The following is a 10,067-nucleotide window of genomic DNA, read 5'->3' as shown; positions in this document are numbered from 1 at the left end:
TACTAACCAGTTTCCCCATAACTTGCTCTCTATATTATAGATATAATCTATCTATTATAGTAATAAATAGGTAGGTTTGTATATGTTTTATTTAACTGTTTGCAACCCCATTGAAAACAGCCATTACTCTCTTCAAGCCTATTAACAGACACCCAAAACGAAATTAACTATCATCTCGTCACAAGCTCGGGCAGTGGGCGCTTGAGGTAACAACCTTACCATCGCTCAAACGATAAGCCAGTAGATGATTGCCCCATACGCAGCCACCGTCTAGCGCACGTGCATGTGGCAGATCGACCTCGGCTTTGAGCGCCGCCCAATGACCAAAGAGTATCTTACGCGTACGCGGTACTTGCCATTCAAACCACGGCGCGAAGTCATCAGGCATCGGCTCTTGCAGCCCTGCACTAAAGTCAAACTCTAAGGTGCCATCTTGTTTGCATAGGCGCATACGTGTGAAGTAATTAGCAATCGCACGCAGCTTAGTATAGCCGCTTATCTGTGCATGCCACTTATCAGCTGTCTTGCTATATAGGTTGGGCAATAGCGCATCCAGCTGCGGCAAACTGCTTTGCAGCGCCGCTTCTAACTGCCGCGCGTAATCAGACGCAGCCTCGATGCTCCAATGCGGCGGCACACCCGCATGCACCAATACCGTATATTCATCAGGATAAGCCAATACTGGCTGATGACGCAGCCACTCTAGCAACTCATCACAATCTTCAGCAGCAAAAATCGGCGCGGTCTTGTCTTTATTTTTGAGCTTTGCCGCGCCGCGCCAGACCGCAATCAAGTTGATATCATGATTGCCTAGCACGGTCGCCGCTGCGCCCTGCTCACACAGCGACTTGACATGGCGCAGCGTGCTTAACGAATCCTCACCGCGCGCGACCAAGTCACCTGCAAACCACAGTTTGTCTTGGGTCGGGTCAAATGCTAACGTGTTGAGTAATTGACGATAAGCGGCATAACAACCTTGCAAATCGCCGATGACATACTGATGACGAAACCCCATAAACCCTCAATAAATCAATCTATAAAATCATAACCAACAAACAGTAGTCTTGCTATACAAGCAAATGCCGCGAGTGATTGCTTAGCGCGACAAAGTCTTGGACACTCAGCGTCTCAGGTCTGGCTTGCGGATCGATGGCACAGGCAGCAAAGTCCGCTTCGCTTAGCGTCGGCAACAAAGTCGAATTTTTAAAGATAGCGCGCAATGTCTTCCGGCGATGATTGAAAGTCTCACGAACGACGATAGCAAAATACTCTTCATCTTCTGCCACCACTGGCTTGTCGATATGCGGGGTCAAGCGAAACACGGCGCTGGTGACTTTAGGTGGTGGATTAAACGCACCGCGTGGCACTGTCAGTAGATAGTCGGTATCACAGTGATACTGCATGATGACCGATAGACGGCCATAGGTCTTGCTACCGACATCCGCGGTGATACGCTCAACCACTTCTTTTTGTAGCATAAAATGCATGTCTTGAATGACATCTGCAAAGCTAAGCAGATGAAAAAGTATCGGTGTGGAGATGTTATAAGGAAGGTTGCCCACCACCCGCAGCTTACCACGCTCAGCGCTATACAGCTCGCGATAATCGACGTGCATGGCATTGTCTTTAATGATAGTAAAGTTCGGATGGCTGTTGGCACCGATACGGATACGCAAGCTATCTGCCAAATCACGATCCAACTCCACCACCGTCATCGCATCCACTTCTGCCAATAGCGGCTCAGTCAGCGCGCCCATTCCCGGTCCAATCTCAATCAAATTATCGTCGCGCTCTAAACGAATGCTATCGACGATTTGGCGAATAACGCTGGTATCATGCAAGAAGTTTTGGCCAAAGCGCTTACGCGGCTGGTGCTTGGCAGTACGTAAACTGTTAGAAATAGTTTGAGCATCAAATGAAGTTTTGGACATAAAAGAGTCTTAATGTATAAAAGAGAAATGGGCGATGATAAGGTAATAGCAGCAATGTTTTAGCTTTATAATGGTAAATTATACCACAGCTCATAATTAGGGCGTGTTTTTGAGATATTTTATCTATAAACCATGTACAATCTAGCACAATCAACACGGCAGCTTTTTGTTCTCGAACCATCTAACATAAGAACCATAATGTGAATAAGGGCGGTACCCTAGTGAGGACTTGAATATCAATCTGTAGGCTAATAGTATCAACGTTTTAACTCGCTGAAATAGTCACAGTGTACTTCATGGTGACAGAACGTTAGTTTTCCAAGCTTAAGAAGCCTTGGATAGAACTATTACTGAAGTTTCAAGTCTACTATAAGAGGTTATTCTGAGCCTTTCCCAAACTCTGTGTAACTGCTTATAGTCCACTAACCGAAGAATAAGCAGTTACACTATGAGATGGTCTCAGAAAAGGCTACTAGAGGCTCTTACATACTATTGTTTACCATAGTTGATTAGCTTCGAAAATATTTTGGTTTACTGTTTGCGCTATATAGTCAATATCGAATTTACGCTTGTCTTCAGGTAGACGAAGTACTCTCGGCAGACGAGTGACGCCTAGCTCTCCATCTGCTAGGGCATAATGTCTGTACTCTTTGTTTATAATTTCATCACATTCAAATTCAATATATACCATGCCTCTTTTTTGATTCTTGGCCATGCGGACGATTGATATAAAAACCTCTTTCTTAAGATTCAGCTTTTCTTTATTGATTTCCTCTAGTGTATATCTAGGTTTTCTCCCTAACGCAACTTTTTTCCAAAAGCTTCCTTTCTCTTTAATTTCATAGTAATTATCAAGCTCACTTTCTAGCTGTTCAGCTTCTTTTATAAACTCTTTGGCATCCTGTAGTTGTTGTTGGAGTTTGTGAAGTGGGTCTCCCATAGCTTCTGAACGCTCTTCGATACTTAACTCTTGAGAAAAAATAAAGTCATGCGATTTCTTGAGTAGAACTCTTAAAGCCATTAATTTAGCTAGTAGAATATCGCTACTAGGAGAATGCATGACTAAAGGCTGTAATCTGAAATCATGCATACTTTCTATCATTTCTTGAATTAATTTATCTAAATGGTAAGTGAGGTAGTCTTGATCCTCTCTACTATTAAGGATATTTTGAATTCTAGGTAGTTTCTGAAGTATTAACACAGAAGCTTGTTTTTCATAAGTGATCATACGCTCTTTTATAATGACTTCTGTAGTGCCCCCCACTTGCTCTAACCGTTCTTTTAGTAAGGGTTTTAAATAACTCTTTTCTAGGCTACGAATTTCATTGATAAAGTCTAGAAGCGTATCAGGTGCTCCTAGGTCAAGGGTATAAAATCGACTCATCCATAGTGAGCAATCAGATAGGTATTTTAAATCACTCATATTATATTTGTTGATAACAATATGGGTCAGATAAATATATTCATTAACTCCATTACCACTACTATCTTCGTGAAGGAATCGTCGAAAAGAGTAGGGATTTTTACCCACCTCATCTGTACTTCCAATCACAAACCAATATTTCAAACCTTCTACGACAAAAAAATTCCTACCTTCACCTTCATCTCTAATGAAAGCAGGTATATAAGTAAATTTCTGGAAATCTGTGTCTGATGAATCCCACTTTCGAAAGTCTTGGTCTTGTACTTTCTGCTTAATAAAAACCTCTTTTAAATATGCTTTGACCATATCGGAGTCAAGTTTACGAAGACCAGGAGAGATTTTGAGTTCAACGGTATCTATCCAATATGCTAGATCATATAAGAAAGCTATTTTTATTCTATTACGATTTTTTTGTTCGTAGAGTAATCCTCTTGTATTTAAATTATCTAAATAACCAAAAATCGCTTCAATTTCATCAGCAAGCTGTACAGCATCATAGTACTGAGAACGTGAATTAATGATTTTGAACATATCATCTGCTACAGATAATAAACCGTTATGAGTACTTTGAATATCTCCTACAGTCTCTTGTAGAGTGGCAGGGCGACGATGTTTCAATCTACCGTTGGCATCAAGAGAAATACCTCGAGGTTTTAATATCTTTAAATACAGGCTGTTTTGGCTCTCGCTATCTAAGTCAGGGAGGATGCTATAAATAACCTCTCGCCAATTAGGAGTTAGACTAGGGTCTATTGATTTCAATTTATAAAGTTGATACTCAGAAAGATCACTTATATTCACGAATACTCCACCCCTAATAAAATTCATCTTATAAAAGTCAAAAACAGGTTAACTAAAAAGCTTTAATAGGATGAATTGCGACAATATTCCAAAAAATGCAAAGTATAATAGTGCACTCAAAACAAAGGTACAGTTGTAAATTAGTAACAGAAAAGCAAACTTAAGTTAATATGATAACAACACGCAAGCTGGAAAAAATAAAAATATAGACCAAGCTATCTATAGCCTAGTTCTATATCGTATACCCCAAGGGAACCAGCTATTTCACCACTCAAACGTATTAACAGACCACTTAAAACAGACTGCTATAATGGAACCATTTATATGTGCTAAAAATGAGCTTATAGCATTTGCTCAAAGCATGGGCATAAAGTCGCTGCATTCGATATATAAAATAAATCAGTTGCAACGCTAGTACGTACAAAGTTGATACAGCTGATTACTATCATAGCTAAAAAGGCAAAGTGATACTCAAATACTCAAATACTCAAATACTCAAATACAGGGTTTTTTTGAATCAAGATACATGATTAAAATCTATCAACTTAATGATTATATATTTGATAGCATCGCGTCTATAGAAACGTAAATTAATGTTTAAAATACTTCAGCTATTAACCCTGTTTTAAGACACGATAAACCGTAGCTACCCCAACACCAACCGCCTTAGCGATTTCCTCTTTTGTCATATTATTTTGACTGTCTAATTCTCTAATACGATTGTGTTTTGCTAGATTTGCTTTCTTACCAGTAGGTTTATATCCACTGTTTGCTAATCCCTGCTTGATACGTTCTCTACGCTTATCGTTATCAAGCTTTGCCATCGTTGCTAATAAGTCGATCAGCATATTGTTAATTACCCTAAGGATGTCGCCTGTCATACCCTCGCTAACCGTATGTGTAGTTGGTAGATCAGCCACCACCAATCGCAAACCTTTATCTTTGATGCGCTGCTTTAAGATAGCAAAATCATCCTGAGACAATCTACTCAATCTATCTACACTCTCAACAAGCAATATATCGCCTTGCTCAGCATCATTGAGTAACTTAGTGAGTGCTGGTCTATCTAACTTTGTACCACTGAAATGCTCTACGTACTCAACATGGTTATCATCATAGCTTTGGCTAAAGCTAATCAAGTCAGACAATGCTCTGGTCGCGTCTTGATCCTTAGTGCTGGCTCTCACATAAATACGAACAGTCATAACGCCACCTCTATTATTTAGACTTAATAATTAATGTTCATTGATAATAGCAAGATATTACTATCATTTAATAACATAAAAAAGTCTAATGATAGATAGGTTATCATTTAAAGGTTTTATGTTTTAGGTATAGGCTAATGATAGGAAAAAAGCACAGCAACCAGTCCTATAATTCTAAAGTCTGTTATAGATGGTTCCATATTAACAGTCTATTTTGAGTAGTCTGTTAATATGTTTGAAGGGTGAGATAGCTGGTTCCGCTAAGGTATACCCTAAAAAACTTCCGCCAGTTGTCTGATTAAAATCTCCCAAGTTTAAGTGTACGGGATTGACAGCAGGGATCAGTGTGTCTAAGGCTTCCTAGGTAGATTTGGGCAACTTGAGGTTTGGTAAATTCTAACGTACGGATTAAAACCACCTAGCTAGCCGGATATCCCTTGCCTTACTATTTACAGGTTCGGGTTCACAATAATTTTCACTGCTGATTCATTGTTGTGAATTAAAGTCTCAAAGCCTTTAGCAATCAAGTCATCCAATTTGATACGTTGAGTAATAAAGGGCTCAAGGTTCACTAAGCCATCTTCGACCAATTTGATGGTTTCTTGATGATTGTTTACATAACCAATAGTCCCACGTACATCGAGCTCCTTCATGACTACGCTATGTACATTTACGGAAGCTGGGTGGCTCCAGATAGAGACAATCACAACCACACCAGTAGGTTTAGTAAGTTCAACCAGCGAGTCCAATACCTTATTGACGCTGGTGCATTCAAAAGCCACGTCCACACCGCGGTTATCCGTAAGCATCATGACTTCTTCAGTCAAATCTACTTCAGTCGGATCTAAAATGTAATCGGCAATCCCACTTTCTTTAGCCTTCTCTTTGCGCTTGGTACTCAATTCAGTGAGAATGACGGTAATGCCTTTGGCTTTTAAAACTGCCGCCAATAATAATCCAATCGGACCACCGCCACCGACCAAAGCAACATCACCTGCTTTGGCGCCACTGCGCACAAAAGCATGATAGCCAACGGCTAACGGTTCAATCAAGGCTGCTTGATCTAATGGTATTTTATTAGAGATAGGATGTACCCAGCGGCGCTTGACCGCAATTTTTTCAGACAAACCACCACCGCGACCACCAAGACCAATGAAGTTCATATCTTTTGATAAGTGATAATTCTCACCAGGCGCGGTAGAAACATCATCAGCGATAATATATGGTTCAACCACGACGTGCTGACCGATCTCAATATCATCAACACCCTCACCAATAGCATAAACGACGCCTGAGAATTCATGACCCATAGTGATTGGGGCAGACTCTCCTGAGATTGGGTGAGGATGACCGCAAGGGGGAATAAAAATAGGACCTTCCATAAACTCATGCAAGTCGGTACCACAGATGCCACACCAAGCGACATCGATTCCAACGGTACCCGACTCTACAGTAGGCTCTGGAATATCTTCAATACGAATATCGCCTTTGTCATAAAAACGTGCCGCTTTCATATAAATCTCCTTTGATTGTCATTAAAAAAATATTGGATGGTGCATCAAAAATTATGCTGGCATCAAACGTAGCCATAATGGATGATTGTAAATATTTGGCTGAGCAGATAAAAAATAGGCATAGATGCCCTAACCTCAAAATCATTATCCACTGCCAAAGCAAGATTGCAACCGTGAGCTACACACATATAAGCCTAAGAGAACGATATCAGATTTATGGCATTAAAAGGGCATAACATGGCAGTCAATTTGTAGTAGAAGCTGTCAAAAAGATAACAGACAACAATCGTAACTTGAGTGCAACTGTTCAGCAGCTCGAAATAGAGATGCAAACGTTATCTAATTGGCACAATAAAGCTAATCAAGGCAAACTTGCAGGAACTGAGCAGTATGATCCTAATCTTATGGCAGCTATTCAGGAAATAAAGCAGCTCAAGCGGCAGCTTAAAGTAGCTGAAGAGAAACGAGAGATCCTAAAAAAGGCGACAGCGTACTTCGCAAAGCAAAGCTAATCAGGTACGCCTTTGTCAAAGACAACCAGCACTTCTTTAGCATCACCACTATGTGCCGCGTGCTAAATGTTAAGCCATCAAGCTATGACGATTGGATAAATCGCGATATTAGTGAGCAACAGATACATTGTAACCAGTCTGAGCTACTGGTTAGAGCCGCTCACAGTGAAACTCGTGAGCGATATGATGCTGATTGACCTATGCTGTCAATCCCGCAGACATTAACTTAAGAAGTTTTATTTACTCAGCCTGATGATAATGATCAAACTACATTTGTCTTGGCATTTTATAGACCAAACCTTTTTGAATCTTAATCTAGCTGTGTTCAAGCTCAATATATTTAGTAATATTGATAATGGCATGAAATTCTTTTATAGCCTTGCTATACGCTAAATCATTCTTCAACGTACCTAAAAGCTCTCTATAGGGATATTATCGAAACAGTTGTACCGCTTGAACATCGAACCTTTAAATTAATGCTTGGCAAACCAAATCTACTGCCGTGCGCTTACTACTACATATAATAATTACACAATAAAACAAAAAGATAATATAACTTAACATTTGATAATTGAACAGTTGGTTAATATAAGGATTAAGAAGCTTAACATAAATAAGGGAAGCCTGTGAAACGTGCAGAGCAAGAGCGCTCATTACAAACTAAAAATAAGATATTATTAGCAGCCCTTACCGAGTTTGCTTCAACAGGTTTTGATGGTGTTTCAACGCGCGCCATTGCTAAAAAAGCAGAGGTGAACCATACCTTGATTAGCCATCATTTTGGTTCCAAAGAAGCGTTGTGGAAAGCCACGGCAAAATTATGTTTTGAGATTTACAGTGAACACAATTTTGAGAAGCGCAGAAACATGCAAGATGCTGAAGCTCGTACTTTAGTGAAAGTGCTGTTAAAAGATTTTATAAATTTTTGTGCCAACTACCCCGATATTCATCATTTTTTGATACAGGCTAATCAAGGAGATTCGGAAAGACTTGACTGGTTTGTCGAAAACTATTTACGCACTATTTATGATGAAGAGCTGGATATTATTCGAAGAGCACAAAAACTAGGATTGGCTCCTCAAGGAGACAGTATGCATATTCGCTACTTATTACTGGGTGCAGCCACGTCTATTTATACCTTTGCCCCTCAATTTGCAAGATTATCTGGGAAAGACCCTTTTTCTGATGAATTTATTGAGCAGCATGTAGACTATGTTTTAACGCTTTTCACGACCTGCGCCAAAAAGCTATGAGATAGATCACAACGATCTACCTCGTAGCTTTTTTGCATTAAAGACAATTAATATTATATCAAGCCGTTATTTTGCAACATACATAGATATCGAGATTAAAAATGAGTTCAATCACTAGAAATATCTTCGGCACCATCAATAAAACTATTAATCATTGGTATATTCCACTTGTCGTTGGCATTATTTTTATTGCCACCGGGATATATACCTTTGTTTCACCACTTGAGTCTTATGCTGCGCTCGCTATTTTATTCAGCATATCTTTCATTATTTCAGGCGCTTCTGAAATTGCATTTTCTTTATTAAATAAGGAGGTACTTAATAATTGGGGTTGGTTTTTAGTCCTTGGGATTTTAACGTTAATTGTTGGTGTTCTTTTGTTTGTTAACCCGGCAGTATCGCAAGCTACCCTGCTTTTTTATGTGGGTTTTTTAGTATTGTTTCGTTCCATTAGTGCTGTCAGCCATTCATTTGAGTTAAAAGAATATGGCTTTTCTGATTGGGGGTATTTAACAGTAATAGGGGTTGTCGGTATTGTTTTCTCCTTTATCTTATTATCTAACCCTATACTTGGTGGCATGACAGTTGTTATATGGACTGGCTTAGCCCTGATAACCAGTGGCTTTTTCAGCATGTACCTTGCTTTTAAATTAAAAAGACTAAAAGACTTACCAAATAATATTTCTAATGAACTAAGAAGTAGGTTCAATTTAGTATCACAAGAAATTAATAACGTATTAAACAGTAAACAATAACTACATTCTCATTTGGTCACTGACCTATAAATATTTAAGTTAATAGCAGCTTCATTTTAAAACAACACTGAGTCATAAGACTCTTTAACCCACTAAGGGGATAATAATGAAAAAGACTAATGAAAAACAAAAAACTATCGACAGCTTTCCACATCAGCCAGATGCTAATAAAGCCTATCCACACCACTACCCACAAAACACCTTGCCGTTTGCTGACAAAATAGGCAACTATCAACGCAATATCGGTAGACCAACCGACGCTTATAAGGACAGTAAAGTCTATATCATCGGTAGTGGTATCGCGGGCTTATCCAGTGCTTACTACTTCATTCGTGATGGTAAAGTACCGGCAGAAAATATCACCTTTTTAGAGCAACTAGAGGTGTCAGGCGGCTCCATGGATGGCTCAGGTAATGCTAAGAATGGCTACATCATACGTGGTGGCCGTGAGATGGAATTTACCTACGAGAACTTTTGGGATGTCTTCCAAGATATTCCTGCAGTAGAGATGCCAGAGCCATACAGCGTACTAGATGAATATAGACTGATTAACGATGATGATCCTAACTATTCAATCGCTCGTTTGGTACATCAGCAAGGTAAAATCAAAGAAACGAATGGTGTTACTCTAAAAAAATCTGACCAATTAGCATTGATACGTCTACTACTAAAA

At 39.5% G+C, this 10,067-nt stretch carries 8 protein-coding genes and 1 pseudogene; 4 read left to right on the top strand and 5 right to left on the bottom strand.

All coding sequences use genetic code 11. From position 1 onward, the window contains the following. Positions 1-178: 178 nt before the first annotated feature. The 5 genes from JFC05_RS12330 to JFC05_RS12310 form a co-directional block, all read right to left on the bottom strand. A complete protein-coding gene (locus tag JFC05_RS12330) occupies positions 179-1,015 on the bottom strand; it encodes a symmetrical bis(5'-nucleosyl)-tetraphosphatase (RefSeq protein WP_105245641.1) in 837 nt (278 codons plus the stop codon). 52 nt (positions 1,016-1,067) lie between these two features. Then, the gene (rsmA, locus tag JFC05_RS12325) at positions 1,068-1,931 is read right to left on the bottom strand and encodes a 16S rRNA (adenine(1518)-N(6)/adenine(1519)-N(6))-dimethyltransferase RsmA (protein WP_100749682.1); all 864 of its coding nucleotides are present in this window, start codon (positions 1,929-1,931) and stop codon (positions 1,068-1,070) included. Between the two features lie 496 nt (positions 1,932-2,427). After that, positions 2,428-4,155, bottom strand: a complete 1,728-nt coding sequence (locus JFC05_RS12320) for a hypothetical protein (protein WP_198337093.1) — start codon at positions 4,153-4,155, stop codon at positions 2,428-2,430. 614 nt (positions 4,156-4,769) lie between these two features. Continuing rightward, on the bottom strand, positions 4,770-5,360 hold the full coding sequence (locus JFC05_RS12315) for a recombinase family protein (protein ID WP_025643766.1): 591 nt from the start codon (positions 5,358-5,360) through the stop codon (positions 4,770-4,772). A gap of 449 nt (positions 5,361-5,809) precedes the next feature. Next, positions 5,810-6,874 carry a 2,3-butanediol dehydrogenase gene (locus JFC05_RS12310; protein WP_058023639.1) on the bottom strand — a complete coding sequence of 355 codons (1,065 nt, stop codon included), beginning with the start codon at positions 6,872-6,874 and terminating at the stop codon, positions 5,810-5,812. A 272-nt stretch (positions 6,875-7,146) separates the two neighbouring features. On the opposite strand from JFC05_RS12310, the pseudogene JFC05_RS12305 reads away from it, so the two are divergent. The 4 genes and pseudogenes from JFC05_RS12305 to JFC05_RS12290 form a co-directional block, all read left to right on the top strand. Next, positions 7,147-7,580, top strand: a pseudogene (locus JFC05_RS12305) (transposase family protein); the annotation flags it as partial. 432 nt (positions 7,581-8,012) lie between these two features. Then, positions 8,013-8,639, top strand: coding sequence for a TetR/AcrR family transcriptional regulator (locus JFC05_RS12300; protein WP_198337092.1), 627 nt, complete (start codon positions 8,013-8,015; stop codon positions 8,637-8,639). A gap of 101 nt (positions 8,640-8,740) precedes the next feature. After that, positions 8,741-9,394 (top strand): HdeD family acid-resistance protein, encoded by a 654-nt coding sequence (locus JFC05_RS12295; RefSeq protein ID WP_058023642.1) that lies wholly within the window; start codon positions 8,741-8,743, stop codon positions 9,392-9,394. 106 nt (positions 9,395-9,500) lie between these two features. Beyond that, a partial coding sequence (locus JFC05_RS12290; protein WP_198337091.1) for an oleate hydratase occupies positions 9,501-10,067 on the top strand: 567 nt, incomplete at its 3' end.

Source organism: Psychrobacter celer (genome assembly GCF_016107555.1).
GTDB classification, from domain to species: domain Bacteria; phylum Pseudomonadota; class Gammaproteobacteria; order Pseudomonadales; family Moraxellaceae; genus Psychrobacter; species Psychrobacter celer.
Note: the sequence above shows the minus strand (reverse complement) of the source record. Positions and strands in the feature narration are given on the sequence as shown.